Genomic DNA, 16688 nt, shown 5'->3' on the forward strand with positions numbered 1-16688 from the left:
TGATTTGATCCTAAAAATTTACCTGTAACCCGCCGAGGAAAGACCGCGCAGCCGGATACACGAGATTATCAATACCGATCTGCGTATTGGAGTTCCCATAGCTGTTCACCTCGGGATCGAACCCGCTATACTTCGTAATCACAAAAACATTGTTCACACTCGCATACAGCCGGATACTATGGATCCCCTTTATCGCCGGCAGCGTATACCCCACCGTGATATTCTTACACCGGATATAACTGCCGTCCTCGACAAAACGGTCCGACACCGGCAACCGGCCGCCCTGCAGCGGAATGATATAGGAATTGCTCGGATTCGTCGGCGACCACCGGTTTACAAGCGCCGCAAATACATTCCTGTGCCCCAGCGGGTTCTCGAACGTATACCGGCTCAGATTGTAGATCTTGTTTCCCTGCGAACCCGCAAAGAACACACCCAGATCGAATTTCTTATACTTCAGATTCGTCGCAAATCCGAAGATATAAGACGGATTGGGATTGCCCGTTATCTGCTGGTCCGCCGCCGTGATCTGCCCGTCATGGTTCAGGTCCGCCACCTTCACGCCACCCGTCTGACTCCCCGAACCCGGCAACACCGTCTCCCCCGTCTGATAAAGCCCGTTAAAGACATAGGTCTTGAACACACCCAGCGGCTGCCCTACCTTCAGCAGCGAATAACTGTTGACAAAGGTTTCAGAGGTAATGCCGTCCAGCGCCAGCACCTTGTTGCGATTCCAGCTGATATTCGCCGAGACATCCCAGTTCACGGGCCCCTCGAGGATCTTCACATTCGTTGCCAGCTCCAGACCCTTATTCTCCAGACTCGCAAAATTCCCCGTGATGGTCGTATACCCCGACGAGATCGGCATCGCCTTTACATAGAGAAGATTCTTCGTCTTCTTGTGATACACGTCCGCCACAAGACTGACCCGGTTATTGAACAGCCCAACGTCCAGACCGATATCCGCCTGCAGCGAGCTCTCCCATTTCAGCGAAGGATTGGAGATCCCGTTCGGACTGATACCCGTAGTGTACGTGGTATTGAACTCATAGCTCCCGTTCGAACCCACCGTTGCCAGCGAATAATAGGGGCTGATAGCACCCGCATTACCCGTCAGCCCATAGCTGCCCCTCAGCTTCAGATCACTCAAAAAATCCACCCCTTTCATAAAACCCTCTTCGATGATCCTCCACGCAGCCGAAGCAGCCGGAAAAAAACCATACTTGTGATCCGTACCGAACTTACTGTCCCCATCCACACGCGCTACCACATCCAGAAAATACTTGTCCCTGAAACCATAGTTGACCCTGCCCATATACGAGTCCAGCCGCTCCTTGCTCCTGCTGCTCGACGCATGGAAATTCTGCGCCAGCTGCAGCGCCTCGTTCCGCGTCGCATCGTTGGGAAATCCCTGCGCCGTGATCGAATTCGAATTCTGCAGCACGTCCTGCGTCGCAAACACCCCCGTCAGCTTCAGCGAGTGCTCGTTGAATTTCCGCGAATACGTCACCTGACTCTCGTGCAGCAGCAAAGTATAATTGGTATTCGTCTTCGTGGCCGACCCCGACGTCGCATTCACATCACTGCTGTTCAGAATAGAAATAGGCGAATACGAGTCGAACAGCGTAGCCTGCTGGTCGATGCTAAACGACGCCCGGTAGGTCAGCCCCTTCGCCAGCGTCGCTTCGCCGTACACATTCGCCAGCATCCGCTTCAGCGCCGTCTGATTCAGCACCCTCGACAGACCGATGGGATTCACTTCTTCCCTGTACACCCCGTTGAACTGGTCGCCGAACGGATACACCGACCCGTCGCTCTTATAGGGCGCCAGCGTCGGCGGCGCACCAAGCGCCGCGCCCAGGATACTCTGCGTCACGACACCCGCATCCATACTGGTATTACCCGTTGGAATGGCATTGTTGATATTGTATACCCCGAAAATGGTCGCGCCTGTCTTGATCCGGTCATTCACGCGGTGATCGATATTCGCATGCAGCGAATACCGCTTGAAATTATTGCTGATGATCACCCCGTCCTGGTTGAAATAATTAAAGGAGATCGCCATCTGCGTCTTCTCCGAACCACCCGACACGGAAAGATTGTGACTCTGCATCGGCGCCTGCCGGAAGATCAGCTTCTGCCAGTCCGTCCCCTTACCCAGACTCGCCGGGTCGGGGAAAAGATGATTATTATAGGTCTGGTTCTCCAGGTCTGCGAACTGCGCCGCATTCATCATACCGATCGTCTTCGTGACCTTCTGCTGCCCATAATAGCCATTATACGCCACCCGGCTCTCACCGTTGCGACCCCTCTTCGTCGTAATGAGCACTACCCCATTTGACCCCCGCGCCCCATAAATAGCCGTCGCACTCGCGTCCTTCAGTATATCCACCGACTCGATATCCTCCGGGTTGATCGAAGCCAGCGGACTGACGTCGTTGACGCCCCCGCCGTTCGAGATCTGAAGACCGTCCACTACGTACAACGGCTCGGACGTCCCGTTGATCGAGTTGATCCCGCGGATCCGGACGCTGATATTGCCGCCCGGGGCCGCCGAGTTTTGCGTCACCTGTACGCCAGATACCCGCGCCTGAATGCCCTGCGCGACATTGGTCACCGGCGTCTGAGTGATCTCGCCCGGCTTGACCGACGCGATCGAACCCGTCGTGGCGACCCTCCGCTGGGTGCCATATCCGACGATCACCACATCATCCAGCTGACGCGACCCCGTCTCCAGCGCGATCTCCACCGACCCGCGCCCCTGCACGTCGACCGTCGCTGTTTTATAGCCCTGAAAGGAAATGACCAGTACGGCGTTGGACCTCAGATTTTTTATGGTAAATTCACCTTTGCTATCGGTCGATGCCCCGTTACCGGTGCCCCTGACCGTCACGCTGGCGCCGTTCAGCGGACTACCATGGTCGTCGGTGACCCTACCGTGGAGGGTGAGCGCCCGGTCCTGTGAAAAGGACCGCAGCGCGGAGAGAAGGAATAGCAGCAGAGCGATAGCCAGCAATCTTTTACTCATACAGCAAGCTAGTTTTGATTTTGATTAATGAAATTGCAACCGTGCGTTATACAGATGTAATTTTAGGGCATTCATGGTACATCCCGAACAGCGCAACTGATTTTTAATCAAGCAAATCTACCGGGAACGATACCGCAATCGTTCCCGATAGGTGATCCCTGAAATTTGACCCGTATGATCCGATGTATTAAGTGTGGAGAAGTGCACGCGATCACCAAGTCCGGTGTCGTGCACGGCAAACAGCGATACTATTGCAAGGACTGCCGCATCTATTTTTCATTGCCTTCCGAACAGGAAAGCGACACCCCCGTGGGCGCGACGTCCCACCACAGCGCGACCATCCTCGACATCGCCCGCGCGCTCAACATCTCCAAGTCCACCGTATCGCGGGCACTCCAGGGCCACAAGGATATAAGAGAAGAGACCCGCGCCGCCGTCCTCGAAATGGCCAGCCGGCTCGACTACCAGCCCAACCTTCTCGCAAAATCCCTCGTCCGCAGCAAGACCTTTACCATCGGCATTATCGTTCCCGAATTCATGAACTCCTTCTTCCCCACCGTGATCATCGGTGCCCGAGGAGATCGCCTCCGCGGCCGGTTATACCGTCATGATCTGCCAGTCGCAGGAATCCGTCGATACCGAGATCGCCAATACCCGCGCACTACTCGCCAGCCGCGTCGACGGCGTCCTCATCTCCATGACACGCGAGACCGAAGACTTCGACCAGCTTCCGCGTATTCGGCCGCCACGGCATACCCGTCGTTTTCTTCAACCGGGTCTGTACAGCGATCGACACCTCACGCGTCTACGTAAACGACTACGAAGGCGCATTCTCCGCCGTCGAACACCTCATCGAAAAAGGCTACCGCCGCATCGCCCACATCGGCGGCCCGCCCAACCTCCGCCCTCAGCCAGAACCGCCTCAACGGCTACCGCGACGCACTCCGGCGCCACGGCCTTCCAGTCCTCGAAGAACTCATCGTACCCTACGACCTGCAGCCCTTCAACGCACGCAACAGCGCCGCACAACTCTTCGACCTCCCCGAACGCCCCGACGCCATCTTCTGCCTCAACGACCCCGCCGCCATACAGGTGCTCCTCTACGCAAGGGAAAGAGACATCCGCGTCCCCACCGAACTCGGCCTCGTCGGATTCAGCGACGACCCCATCTCTTCCATCATCGACCCGCAACTCACAACAGTCAAACAGCCCGTCGGCGAAATGGGACGGATCGCCATGCAGATGCTCCTCGAACAGGTAGAAAAAGGACCAGGCAACTACACTACCGAGGAAAGGACACTGACGACACGGCTGATCGTTCGCGGTAGTTCCGGAGGACCCTCCACCCGCTGATACATTTTTATCTTCCGCACATACATTTTTATCCTTTAATTGTACTTTTTTGCAAATTTTAGCAACCCCAAAAGGACGAATCTTCTTCTTAATCGGTTGTTAACCAATAATTAACAAAACCGCGTCTCATGCCCCCACGGGATACTTTAAGCCTGCCGGAGCGACAAATTGCAATCGGTTGAATTGATATTTTTTTATATTCATGCAAGAATTTAACCGATTTCAACCGATTTCATTTTCAACTAATCACTAATTGTTTGTCTATGAGAAATTTCCAACAAGGCCTCGCCCGACGAGCAAAGGGCTGCCTATTCCTTCTCGTTTGCCTGCTATTTTCATCCGCCTTACTAGCCCAGACCACCTTCAAAGGCAAGGTCTCTGACGCCAACGGCGCACCTCTCAGCGGAGCATCCGTGACCATTAAAGGCGCGTCACGCGGAGCCTCCACCAACGCACAGGGAGAATTCTCGATCTCCGCAAAAGCAGGCGACGTCCTCGAGATCTCCATGGTAGGTTTCCAGTCGATCTCACAGAAACTCGCTTCAGCCGACACCTATCTCAACCTCCAGCTCCAGCAGCATCTGAGCACGGTAGAAGAGGTCATCGTCATCGGCTACGGTACACAGAAACGCGCCAACGTGACCGGCGCCATCTCCAGCGTCAACAGCAAGACGGTCCGCGAACTACCTGTTGCCAGCATTTCCCAGGCCCTCCAGGGACGCGTCCCCGGCCTGCAGGTGACCAACAACGGTAGCCCCGGCACCGACCCCATCGTCCGCATCCGGGGCGTAAGCTCTATTTCCTATTCCGCAAATCCCCTGTATGTCATAGACGGCCTACCGACCGGTGACCTTTCCACCATCGACACCCGGGACATCGAGAACGTCGACGTCCTAAAAGACGCCTCCGCAGCAGCTATCTACGGCTCGAGAGCCACCAACGGTGTCATCATAATCACCACCAAAAAAGGCACAAGGGGTGGCAAGATGAGAGTCACCATCGACTCCTATGTCGGCATCCAGAACGTAACCAAAAGACTCAGCCTCCTCAACACCGCACAGTTCCAGCAGTATGCAATCGCCTATAGAGGCAGCAACGTCGATAGGCTGCTCCCCCCTGGGTCAACACCCCCATATACAAAGGCGCGACGCAGACCTACGGTCAGACCAATACCAACTGGCAGGACGCCTATTTTAAGACTGGCGTCATGACCCAGCACAACATCGGCCTCAGCGGCGGCAACGATATGTCCCGATTCTACGCGTCCTTCGGCTACTTCGACCAGACCGGGACATCCCCGACCGTAGCCTACAAACGCTTTAATTTCCGGCTCAACTCCGAACACAACATCTCCAAAGCATTCAGCTTCGGCGAGAACCTCTACATCGCCAACGGCGACCAGGACTACGACAACAACGAGGCCGGCTCCCGGACCAACCTGGTCAACGTCATCCGCATGATGCCCCACATGCCCGTCTATGATCCCACTACCTCCGACGGCTATAGAGGCGTGAACACGGTGCTCGACGGGGGAGACCCGACCAACCCGATCGAAAACGCCAAAGTAAATAACCCGGGTAACAGGAATACACTCAAGATCCTCGGCACGGCCTACGCCGAGGTCGCCTTTACACGGTGGCTGAAGTACCGCTCCACCGTGGGCATCGACTACGCCAACGGCCTCGACTACCGCTTCTTTCCCATCTTCAACGACAGCGGCACCGTCGCCGGCAGCAGCGCGATCCTGGCCAAGATCACCAACAACCGCACCGTCAATACCGTCCAGGTGTATACCCAACAGCTGACATTCGACAAGACCTTCGGCGACCACCACATCAACGTCGTCGGCGTCTACGAATACCTCCAGCAAAAGACGCGCAATGAGAACGCCAGCGGTTACCAGGCCTCCAACAACCTCAAAACACTCAACAACGCGTCCAACGTCTCCGTTCAAACGCTAAAGAACGAGGGTAACCTTATCTCCTACGTCGGCCGCCTCAACTACGACTATAAAGGCAAATATCTCCTCAGCGGCGCTATCCGCAGGGACGGCCTCTCCATCTGGGCGCCCAATAAGAGATGGGCGACCTTCCCCTCCGCAAGCGTCGGCTGGCGCATCGACCAGGAGAAGTTCATGCAGTCGCAACCGACCGTCTCCGAGTTGAAGCTGCGCGCAGGATACGGCCTCACCGGTCTCAACGGCTTCCTGATCACCTCGGTCCCTCCCAACTCGTACACCCCTGGCAGCAAGTCGTCAACGCGAGCAGCGCCTATTACCCCTTCGGGAACGTATTCACCAGCGGCCCCGCCTCATCGATCCAGGCGCTCGCCAACCCCAACATCGAATGGGAAACCACCAAGCAGCTGAACTTCGGGGTCGACCTCGGCCTGCTCGGCAACTCGGTCACGGTCTCCGCCGAATACTTCCGGCGCAAGACGGACAACCTGATCCTCCGGCTTTCCGCTGCCCCCCTCACTCGGCTTCCTGACCAGCAACGTACCGGTCAACGTAGGTTCCATGAGCAACAACGGCTTCGAGCTCCAGGCAGGTTATAACAAAAGGACCGGCGACTTCAAATGGAACGCCAGCGCCAATATCACCTTTATCACCAACAAGGTCACCCGGCTGGCCGGCTCCGTCCCCAACATCGAGGCGGGCGACGACGCAGACCTCAGCGAAGGCTACAAGGTCACCAACACCGCCGTGGGCCACCCCATACAATCCTTCTTCGGCTGGCAGACGGAAGGCATCTTCCAGAGCGCCGCCGACGTGCAGAAAACACGCCAAACAAGCCTCTGCCGCCCCCGGCGACATTAAATTCAAGGACATCAACGGCGACGACACGATCACCAACGACGACCGCGTCTTTTTGGGATCATTTATCCCCAAATTCACGTACGCCTTCAACCTCGGCGCCAACTATAAGGGCTTCGACGCCTCGGTCTTCTTCCAGGGCGTACAGGGTAACAAGATCTACAACGCCACCCGTACGATCTCCGAAGGCATGGTCCGCTTCTTCAACGCGAGCACAAGAGTGCTGGACGCCTGGCGCCCCGACCATACTAATACCGACGTTCCCCGCGCCATATCCTCCGACCCCAACCAGAACGCACGCCCCTCCAACCGCTTCCTGGAAGACGGTTCCTACCTCCGCCTGAAAAACGTCATGATCGGTTATACCGTTCCGGATAAATGGCTCCAGACAACGGCGAAGGGCGTAATCAGAGGCGTCAGACTATACGTCTCGGCACAAAACGTCCTGACCTTTACCAAATACACAGGATACGACCCCGAAGTCGGCAACCGGACCATCAATACGTCCTCACTGACCAACGGTATCGACGCAGCCGTCTATCCGCAACCAAAAGCCTACCAGGTAGGTATCCAGGCGAACTTTTAATAAACTTTAAAAAGCAACAAGTATGAGGCGAAATATCAATATAGCGATCGCGGTAATCATCACCGGCACAGCCGTCGTGATCGCCTGTAATAAACGATTGAACACATTCGACCAGAATAACCCGACTACCGACAGCTATTTCAAGACGGCCGCCGAGCTCCGCAACGGGGTGAACGCCGCCTATTCCAGCATGCGCGCAGGAAATTTGGGCGGTCGCGAGTGGTTCTTTACCCACGACATGCGCGGCGGTGAGACTGCCCCTGGCGGCGCCCAGCTCGAAGCGCCCCGCGCAGAGCTGCTGAAACAACCCTCACCCGCACCGTCCAATTCCGTCATGTCCAGTGTCTGGTCCGGCACCTACCAGATGATCAGCAGGGCCAACCTCGTCATTTCAAGAGGTCCCGCCGTCAACGATGACCCGGCCGCGAGGGATGTCATCGTCGGTGAAGCCAAGTTCCTCAGAGCGTGGGCCTATTTCGAGCTCGTATCAATGTGGGGCGACGTCCCGCTCTACACCGCCCCCGACACGACGACCGACGGCTTCAAGGCCAAATCGCCGGCCGCCGACGTCTACACCCAGATCATCGCCGACCTCACCGACGCCGCCGCCAAACTACCCACCGGCCACTCCAAGGACGGCCGCGCCACCAGCGACGCTGCCAACTTCCTGCTCGGCAAAGTAAACATGCAAAAAGGCGACTACGCAGCCGCAAAGACAGCCCTGCTCAATCTCTACGGCAAATACACGCTGGTCGACAACTTTCTCGATAACTTTGACGGCGACGTTAAATTAGGGGACAAGGTCTTTACCAGCGGACACGAATTCAACCCCGAAACCATCTTCGAGATCGTATTCGTCGACAAAGGCGACAACGATTTCAACTGGGGCTACACCGGCGAAGGCGCCACGGCCGAAGGTAGCACCATGCGCAGCCAGGAATACGGCATCGTCTGGGGTAACGTCGTCCCGTCCGACGCTATCCTCAACGAGTTCGAGCCCGGCGACCCCCGATACAAATTCACCTTCTACGAATCCGGCGACAGCATCATGACCGCCCGCAGCACCCAGGTAGGCAAGGTGCTGACCGAAAAAGGAATGAACGTCGCCCAGAGCACCCACAACGGCGTCAAACAAAAACGTGTCTACCGCAAATATTCCATCCTCGACTGGACAGACGACGGCTTCCACCCCGACGGCATCAACCAACGCATCATGCGCTATGACGAAGTCCTACTTATGCTCGCCGAATGCGAAGCCGAGGTCGGTACCCCAGCCAAGGCAGCCAGCTATATCAACGAAGTACGCACCACCCGCGCAAGCGTCCAAATGCCGCCCGTAGCGCCGGCCAACCACGACGACGCCATCAAAGCCGTCATGCACGAAAGAGCCGTCGAACTGGCCGGAGAAGAGGTCAACAATATCGACATCCTAAGATGGAGGAAAAAGGGCTACTATCCCTCCCTCAGACCGGATCCGAAACCAGGACAGATCGCTTTCTTTCCCGTCCCTGCCGGCGAAACATCCGCCAACCCGCTGATCAAATAAATTCAATCAACTACCGGAAAAAAGAGGCTACACTTAGCCTCTTTTTTCTATCTTGCCCATGCAATTATGCAATTAAGCGCTTGTCCATATGCCCGCCTATGCATGCTACTCCTCTTTCTCGCAGCCTGCAACCGCCAACAGAAGAACACTCTCTTTACAAAATTGCAGCCCGACGAATCGGGCATCCATTTCCGCAACGACCTCAACGAGACCGACTCCTCCGCCTCCTTCATCAACGAATTCGGCTATATGGGAGGCGGCGTCGGCATCGGCGACTTCAACAACGATGGACTAAAAGACATCTTCTTCACCGCCAACCAGTCCACCTGCCGCCTCTATATCAACAAAGGCGACAACAAATTCGACGACATCACGGAAAAAGCAGGTATCACGACCAGCGTCTGGGCCACCGGCGTCAGCATCGTCGACATCAACAACGACGGCTATGACGACATCTACGTCTGCGTCCTCGGCAAAGACACTGGCCCACCCCGCCAAAAACCTCCTCTTCATCAACCAGCACGACCTCACCTTCAAAGAGGAAGCCGAAGACTACGGACTCGCCTTCTCCGGATACTCCACCCAGGCCAGCTTCCTCGACTACGACAAGGACGGCGACCTCGACATGTACCTCACCACCTACCTCATCGGCACACACACCAACTCCGTCATCCCCCGCAACCGCAGCGGCAGCTCGCCGGCCAACGACCGCCTCTACCGCAACGACGGCTACTCGGCATCGAAAGGCCACCCCATATTCACCGACGTTACCATACAGGCCGGCATAAAAGAAGACGGCTACGGCCTCGGCACCACCGTAAGCGACTTCAACAACGACGGCTGGCCCGACATCTACGTCGCCAACGACTTCCTCTCCAACGACGACCTCTGGCTCAACTGCAAGAACGGCACCTTCACCAACTGCATCAGCCGCTCGCTGCGCCACCAGTCTTACTCCAGCATGGGCTCCGACGCCGCCGATATCGACAACGACGGCCGCCCGGATATCATCACCCTCGACATGCTGCCCGAATACAACCGGCGCCGGAAAGAATCCTTCTTCTTCATGAACTACGACCGCTACCAGGCCGAACGCGACATGGGCTACGAACCCGAGTTCATGCGAAACATGCTCCAGCTCAACAACGGCTGCATCAGGTCCGGCGACACCAGCATCCCCTGCTTCAGCGAGATCGGACAGGTCGCGGGCATCCAGGCCACCGACTGGTCATGGAGCGTACTCATCGCCGACCTCGACAACGACGGCTATAAAGACATCCACGTTACCAACGGCATCGGCCGCGACTTCATCAACGCCGACTTCCTCGAGTTCAGCAGCAAAATTTTCGGCAGCAACAAGATACGCGCGGAACAGGAGTCCCTCATCCGCAAACGGCTCGCCGAACTCAACCACGTCAACCTCCCCAACTACCTCTACCTCAACCACGGCAACTATTCCTTTACCGACGCATCCGCCGAATCCGGCATCGACGAACCGGCCATGTCCAACGGCGCCGCCTACGCCGACCTCGACAACGACGGCGACCTCGACCTTATCGTCAACAACATCGACAAGGAAGCCTTCGTCTTTATCAACAATACTCTCACAAAAGGAAAACCCACGGACCACCACTACCTGCGCCTGCAACTAAAAGGCGACAACGCCAACAACCACGGCTTCGGCGCGAAGGTTGGCATCTACACCGACGGGCACCTGCAAATGCAGGAGCAGAACCCCGTCCGCGGCTACTTCTCCTGCGTCGACCAGCAACTCCTCTTCGGCCTCGGCAACAGCAACCGCGTCGACTCCCTCACCATCACCTGGCCCGACAACAAAACACAGACCCTCACCAATATCCCCGCCGATACCCTCCTCACACTTTCCTGGCAAAACGCCGCTACCCCGCAGCCCAGGGCCGTCCCCGACACCCCGCGCCTTTTCTCCGAAGTCACCACCGAAAAAGCCCTCGCCTGGCGACACCACGAGAACTCCATCAACGACTTTGCGCTCCAGCGCCTCCTGCCCCATAAGTACTCCCAGCTCGGCCCCTTCATCACTACCGGCGATATCGACAACGACGGTCTCACCGACTTCTTCGTCGGCGGAGCCTTCAATTTCTCCGGCCAGCTCTTCTCCCAGCAAAAAGACCAGGCCTTCAAATCCAGACCCCTCGTCGATAGTATAAAGTTGGAAGAGGACATGAACTCCATCTTATTCGACGCCGACGGCGACGGCGACTCCGACCTGCTCGTCACCGGCGGCGGCTACCAGTACGACGACGGCTCCCCCTACTATCAACCACGCCTCTACATCAACGACGGCAAGGGCCAGCTTCACCCGCAGCGTCGACGCCATACCCGACGCCATAAGAACCATCGCCGGCTGCATTGCAGTCGCCGACATCGACGGCGACTGCGACCCCGACCTCTTCATCGGAGGCCGCGTATCTCGACAATATCCACTCCCTCCCCGTAGCTATATTCTCCGCAACGACCACGGCCACTTCACAGACATCACGGCACAGTCCTGCCCCGCCCTCGAAAAACCCGGCATGCTGACCGCGGCCGTCTGGACCGATTTCAACAACGACAAACAACCCGACCTCGTCATCGCCGGCGAATGGATGCCCATACGATTCTTCCTCAACGACCACGGCCAGCTCCACGAAGTCACCGACTCCACAAGCCCGCCCAATATGCACGGCATGTGGCGAAGCCTGATCGCCGCGGACGTCGACGGCGACGGCGACCCCGACCTCGTGGCCGGCAACCTTGGTATCAACTGCGACTACCATACCACCCCATCCACACCGATGGAACTATTCGCCGCCGACATCGACGGCAACGGCATCATCGACCCCGTCATGTTCTACTATATAAAGGACCAGGACGGCTCCAGAAGATCTTATCCTGCCTACAGCCGCAGCCAGCTGGCAGGTCAGGTTCCGGCGGTTAAGAAGAGATTCCTTTTATACGAAGACTACGCAAAGGCCGGCTTTGCCGATATCTTCCCCGGCAAATCCAAATCCAGCACCGCCAACTTCTACTGTGACGAGACCAGCAGCTGCTGGCTCGAAAACACCGGCAACGGCAAATTCATCAAACATCCCCTCCCCGTCCAGGCCCAGTTCGCTCCCGTCAACGCCATCATCTGCGACGACATCGACGGCGACGGATCCAAAGACCTCCTTTTGGCAGGCAACGACTACCAGACCGACCCCATCACCGGCCGGTACGATGCCTCCTACGGCTGCTTCCTCCACGGCGGCCCCGGCAAACAATTCGTCTACGCATCCCCGACCACCACCGGATTCCTGCTCCACGGCGACATAAAAGACCTGGCGCTGATCCGGCTGGCCAAAGGCGAAAAGATCATCCTCGCCGCAGCCAACGACGACAGCCTGCGCGCATTCCGCATCAACCCTCCAAAACAAAAACACTAACATGCGCCCCGTCTTTCTATATATTATGCTCCTCCTCGCCGCCTGTAAAAGCAAACCCCTTCCCAATCAGGACATGATCGACCTGCTGAAGACGGCCGCCGCCTTCGACCACAACCACGACAACCCCTTCTCCCCAGACGCGATGATCGAATACTGCGACTCCATCATAAAAAACACCTCCAATCCCTATACCCTCACACCCGCCCTCATTCGCAAAGCCAACGCCTTCCAGCAGCTGGGACAGGAACAAAAAGCCATCGACATCTACAAGGACCTGCTCGGCAAACTTCCCCTCGCCGAATCCGAACAAAGACAACGGATCACGAAAGACCTCGCCCTCGCCTGGCTCCGCCCGGGCGACCGCACCAACTGCATCAACAACCACGCGGCCGAATCCTGCATCTACCCCATTTCCGGCACCGGCGTCCACCGCGACAAGACCGGCGCCGAAAAAGCCATCGAACTCTACAAGGCCATACTGACAAACAACCCTTCCGACCTCGAATCCCGATGGCTCCTCAACGTCGCCTATATGAGCACGGCAGGCTATCCCTCCGAAGTCCCGCCCCAGCTCCTTTTAAAGGTCAGGGACGAAGACACCGCCCACCTCGTACACCCCTTTGTCAACGTGGCCATGAACATCGGCGTCAACTACAAATGCATCGCCGGCGGAACCATCGTCGACGACTTCAACAACGACGGTTACCCCGATATCGTCATGAGCAGCTGGTCCCTTACCGAACCCATGCGCTACTACCGCAACAACAGGGACGGCAGCTTCACCGACGTCTCGGATTCTTCCGGCCTCGGCTACCTCACCGGCGGGCTCCACATCGAACAGACGGACTACAACAATGACGGCTATAAGGACATCTTCGTCCTGAGAGGAGGATGGAAAGGAAAATTTGGAAAGAACCCCAACTCGCTGCTACGCAACAACGGCGACGGCACGTTCACCGACGTGACCAGACAAAGCGGATTGCTTTCTTTTCATCCCTCGCAGACCGCCGCCTGGGCCGACTTCAACAACGACGGCTGGCTCGACGTCTTCATCGGCAACGAGACCACTCCCGGCGAAGAACCCCATCCCTGCCAGCTGTTCATCAACAATAAGAACGGCACCTTCACCGAAACCGCCGCGTCGGCCGGCTGCAACATCGTCAAATTCGTAAAGGGAGTCACCTCCGCCGACTATGACAACGACGGCCGAACGGATATCTTTCTTTCGACCCTCAACGGCAACAAGATCCTCCTCAGGAACCTCACTCCCAAAGGGGGCCCCGTCAAATTCCAGGACGTCAGCGAATCCGCCGGCCTGACCCACAACACGACCCGAACCTTCCCCACCTGGTTCTGGGACTACGACAACGACGGCTGGCCCGACATCCTCGTATGCGGCTACGCGTTCACCCAGTCCCTTTCCTATTATGCTGCCGCCGAAGCCATACAGCAGCCCATCGGCAACGCAGGAAAGATCTTCTTATTCCGGAACAAACACGACGGCACCTTCGAAGACGTCAGCTCCAGCGCAGGCCTCAACAGCATCGCCTTCGCCATGGGCTCCAACTTCGGCGACATCGACAACGACGGCTATCTGGACTTCTACCTCGGCACCGGAAACCCCCAGCTCTCCTCCGCCGTCCCCAACAAATTATTCAGTAACATCGGCGGCACACGCTTCATCGACGCCACCACCGCCGCCCGCGTCGGCAACCTCCAGAAAGGCCACGGCGTCTCCTTCGCCGACCTCGACAACGACGGCAACGAAGATATCTACATCAAGATGGGCGGCGCCTACACCGGCGACGCCTTCGAGAATTCCCTCTACCTCAACCTCGGACAAAACAAAAATCACTGGATAAACCTTACCCTCACCGGCACCACTTCCAACAAGGCCGCCATCGGCGCGCGGATCAAACTCACCTTCCCCGAAAACAATAGCACCCGCTCCGTCTACCGCGACGTCAACTCCGGCGGCAGCTTCGGCTCCAACCCCCTCTCCCAGCACATCGGCGTCGGCGCCGCCACCACCATCACCACGGCCGAGATCACCTGGCCCGCCACCGGCCAAACCCAAACCTTCCACAACCTCCCCACCAACACCAACATCAAAATCACCGAAGGCTCCCCCACCTTTACCACCTACACCCTCACCCGCTTCGACTTCCGCTCCGGCGTTCGCAAACTCCTCAGCTGCAGTCCCCGCTAGCCCCACCTTCCGAATATCCCTTCCGTCCTCTCTCCCTTACGTCTCCCACCCCATCCCGTGTCCATCCCGTCTCCCCATCCCTCTCCCATCCCCATCCCGTGTCCATCCCGTCTCCATCCCGTCTCCCCTTCCCGTCCTCCCATCCCTTGTCCATCCCGTCTCCCCATCCCCTCTCCCCACTGGGGCAACTCCACCACACCCCACTTGTCAATCTTTCCTGACAATACCCAACTGGCACAACGTTTGATAATCGGTTTTTGTAGAAAAAACCCGTAAAATGATCACCGCCAATTTCCAGATCCGGTTCGATTTCCTGGTCGATACCGAGCGGCTGAACATCACCCTCGATGCCGACGTCCAGGAACACCATTCCGAGACGTATTATATTATTGGGAATTTCCGAATTCCCGGACACAACAACCAGGCGATCCTCCCCGGAATCTCCATCCGAAAGGAAAAAGGCGTCTGGGTCCACACCGACAGCCACAAGCCGTCCGAGCTCAGCAAGGCCGCAGGCGCAGCCATCGACCTGCAACACCCCGATGCTGGAAAAGAGATTCCGCACCCTCACGAATAAAGGCCGGCACCACACCGCCATGAGAGACCGGCGACGCATGACCGGCCTCCAGCGCCAACGCCTTCCGCGCATTCATCCGCCCGGCAAACCAGAGCTCCGTCTCCTGCTGGATCATCCTGTCCCTCAGCGACACCTGATGCCAGCTCGGCTTATGCTTTCACGCCAGCTCCCCCGCCCGGTCCCCAAACGCCTTCCCGCTGACCTTCTGGTCGACCACCAACACGATCTTCCCGCCAACTTTCCGCTCATCCATCAGCCGCAGCGCCTCCGCCGCGCGCTCCAGCGGCAACACCTTCCCTATCCGCACTTTCATCACTCCCTTCACCGCCCAATCCAACACTGTTTCCATAATACTCCGATCCAGATCCGTCGACGCGAACGACGCCTTGATTCCTGCTGCCGCAGCCTTCTCCTCCGAAGGAGGATGCACCGTAGACAACAACAGTCCACCCTTCTTCACAACACCCATCAATGCCTCCTGCGCCCGACCTCCCACAAAATCGAGCGCCAGATCAACAGCTCCAACCCCATCCAGATAACCGGCAACGCTATAATCCACCACCTCATCGATCCCCAAACCCCTCAACGCGTCTATATCTTCTCCCGTAGCCGAACCGATCACCGTCACTCCAAGTTTCTTTGCCATCTGCACAGCATACCAGCCGATCGATCCGCCGGCTCCCAGCAAAAACAACCGGTCTCCAGCCTTCACCGAACCCAAAACATATAACAAGGTATACGCCGCTCCCGCCACGATAGGCAGCGAAGCCGCTTCAACAAACCCCAGCCCCGATGGCTTCTTCACCACCTCTCCTTCTCCCGCGATCATAAACTCCGCATACCCGCCACCACGCTGAAAAGGCACACGCGTAACGACTTCATCTCCGGCGGAAAAACCGCTCAGCCGACTCTGCACAATGATCCCCGAGGCCTCCCATCCCGGCACCAGCGGCAGTGGCAGCGGTATGATGTCCTTTAAATAACCATTCCTGATCTTACTGTCCACCGGATTCAGCGCTGCCGCCTTCACCTGTATAAGAACTTCTCCGTCCTTTGGCGCCGGCCGTTCGATTTCGACCAGGCGCAACACTTCCACCCCGCCAAAGGCGGGAATTTGAATTGCTTTCATTT

Annotated in this window: 14 protein-coding genes and 3 pseudogenes; 13 read left to right on the plus strand and 4 right to left on the minus strand. The window is 57.3% G+C overall.

The window, feature by feature from the left end; translation table 11 throughout:
- Positions 1-10: 10 nt before the first annotated feature.
- Entirely contained in the window at positions 11-3028 is a 3018-nt protein-coding gene (locus tag ACQ86N_RS29265) for a SusC/RagA family TonB-linked outer membrane protein (protein ID WP_431210127.1), read from the minus strand.
- Positions 3029-3202: 174 nt separating this feature from the next.
- Here ACQ86N_RS29265 and ACQ86N_RS29270 point away from each other — a divergent pair, with 174 nt between their 5' ends.
- Positions 3203-3841: a LacI family DNA-binding transcriptional regulator gene (locus ACQ86N_RS29270; RefSeq protein WP_431210128.1), complete on the plus strand. Its 639-nt coding sequence runs from the start codon at positions 3203-3205 to the stop codon at positions 3839-3841.
- On the opposite strand, the gene ACQ86N_RS29275 is transcribed toward ACQ86N_RS29270, so the two are convergent.
- Positions 3826-3954, minus strand: coding sequence for a hypothetical protein (locus ACQ86N_RS29275; protein WP_431210129.1), 129 nt, complete (start codon positions 3952-3954; stop codon positions 3826-3828). The genes ACQ86N_RS29270 and ACQ86N_RS29275 overlap by 16 nt on opposite strands.
- Positions 3955-3982: 28 nt before the next feature.
- Here ACQ86N_RS29275 and ACQ86N_RS29280 point away from each other — a divergent pair.
- The 11 genes and pseudogenes from ACQ86N_RS29280 to ACQ86N_RS29330 form a co-directional block, all read left to right on the plus strand.
- Positions 3983-4381, plus strand: a pseudogene (locus tag ACQ86N_RS29280) (substrate-binding domain-containing protein); the annotation flags it as partial.
- Positions 4382-4644: 263 nt separating this feature from the next.
- Positions 4645-5592, plus strand: coding sequence for a TonB-dependent receptor plug domain-containing protein (locus ACQ86N_RS29285; RefSeq protein ID WP_431210130.1), 948 nt, complete (start codon positions 4645-4647; stop codon positions 5590-5592).
- Between the two features lie 868 nt (positions 5593-6460).
- Positions 6461-6937 (plus strand): TonB-dependent receptor domain-containing protein, encoded by a 477-nt coding sequence (locus tag ACQ86N_RS29290; RefSeq protein ID WP_431210131.1) that lies wholly within the window; start codon positions 6461-6463, stop codon positions 6935-6937.
- Positions 6900-7199 carry a hypothetical protein gene (locus tag ACQ86N_RS29295; protein ID WP_431210132.1) on the plus strand — a complete coding sequence of 100 codons (300 nt, stop codon included), beginning with the start codon at positions 6900-6902 and terminating at the stop codon, positions 7197-7199. Before ACQ86N_RS29290 ends, ACQ86N_RS29295 begins: the two co-directional genes overlap by 38 nt.
- Positions 7200-7251: 52 nt before the next feature.
- The gene (locus ACQ86N_RS29300) at positions 7252-7782 is read left to right on the plus strand and encodes a hypothetical protein (RefSeq protein WP_431210133.1); all 531 of its coding nucleotides are present in this window, start codon (positions 7252-7254) and stop codon (positions 7780-7782) included.
- A gap of 22 nt (positions 7783-7804) precedes the next feature.
- On the plus strand, positions 7805-9328 hold the full coding sequence (locus ACQ86N_RS29305; protein WP_431210134.1) for a RagB/SusD family nutrient uptake outer membrane protein: 1524 nt from the start codon (positions 7805-7807) through the stop codon (positions 9326-9328).
- A 249-nt stretch (positions 9329-9577) separates the two neighbouring features.
- Positions 9578-9730 (plus strand): annotated as a pseudogene (locus ACQ86N_RS29310) (FG-GAP repeat domain-containing protein); the annotation flags it as partial.
- 43 nt (positions 9731-9773) lie between these two features.
- Positions 9774-11804, plus strand: coding sequence for a VCBS repeat-containing protein (locus tag ACQ86N_RS29315; RefSeq protein WP_431210135.1), 2031 nt, complete (start codon positions 9774-9776; stop codon positions 11802-11804).
- Positions 11761-11880 (plus strand): annotated as a pseudogene (locus ACQ86N_RS29320) (hypothetical protein); the annotation flags it as partial. The gene ACQ86N_RS29315 and the pseudogene ACQ86N_RS29320, both read left to right, overlap by 44 nt.
- Complete coding sequence (locus ACQ86N_RS29325) at positions 11881-12771, plus strand: FG-GAP repeat domain-containing protein (protein WP_431210136.1); 891 nt, start codon at positions 11881-11883, stop codon at positions 12769-12771.
- Between the two features lies 1 nt (position 12772).
- Positions 12773-14980, plus strand: a complete 2208-nt coding sequence (locus ACQ86N_RS29330; RefSeq protein WP_431210137.1) for a CRTAC1 family protein — start codon at positions 12773-12775, stop codon at positions 14978-14980.
- Here the strand turns inward: ACQ86N_RS29330 and ACQ86N_RS29335 are convergent.
- Positions 14977-15204 (minus strand): hypothetical protein, encoded by a 228-nt coding sequence (locus ACQ86N_RS29335; protein WP_431210138.1) that lies wholly within the window; start codon positions 15202-15204, stop codon positions 14977-14979. The two genes, ACQ86N_RS29330 and ACQ86N_RS29335, sit on opposite strands and share 4 nt — an antisense overlap.
- Before the next feature lie 53 nt (positions 15205-15257).
- Here ACQ86N_RS29335 and ACQ86N_RS29340 point away from each other — a divergent pair, with 53 nt between their 5' ends.
- Positions 15258-15557 carry a hypothetical protein gene (locus ACQ86N_RS29340; protein ID WP_431210139.1) on the plus strand — a complete coding sequence of 100 codons (300 nt, stop codon included), beginning with the start codon at positions 15258-15260 and terminating at the stop codon, positions 15555-15557.
- Between the two features lie 157 nt (positions 15558-15714).
- Here ACQ86N_RS29340 and ACQ86N_RS29345 read toward each other — a convergent pair whose 3' ends face one another.
- Complete coding sequence (locus tag ACQ86N_RS29345; protein WP_431210140.1) at positions 15715-16686, minus strand: NADP-dependent oxidoreductase; 972 nt, start codon at positions 16684-16686, stop codon at positions 15715-15717.
- Between the last annotated feature and the right edge of the window lie 2 nt (positions 16687-16688).

It is taken from the genome of Puia sp. P3, assembly GCF_050632245.1.
In the GTDB taxonomy this organism is placed as follows: domain Bacteria; phylum Bacteroidota; class Bacteroidia; order Chitinophagales; family Chitinophagaceae; genus Puia.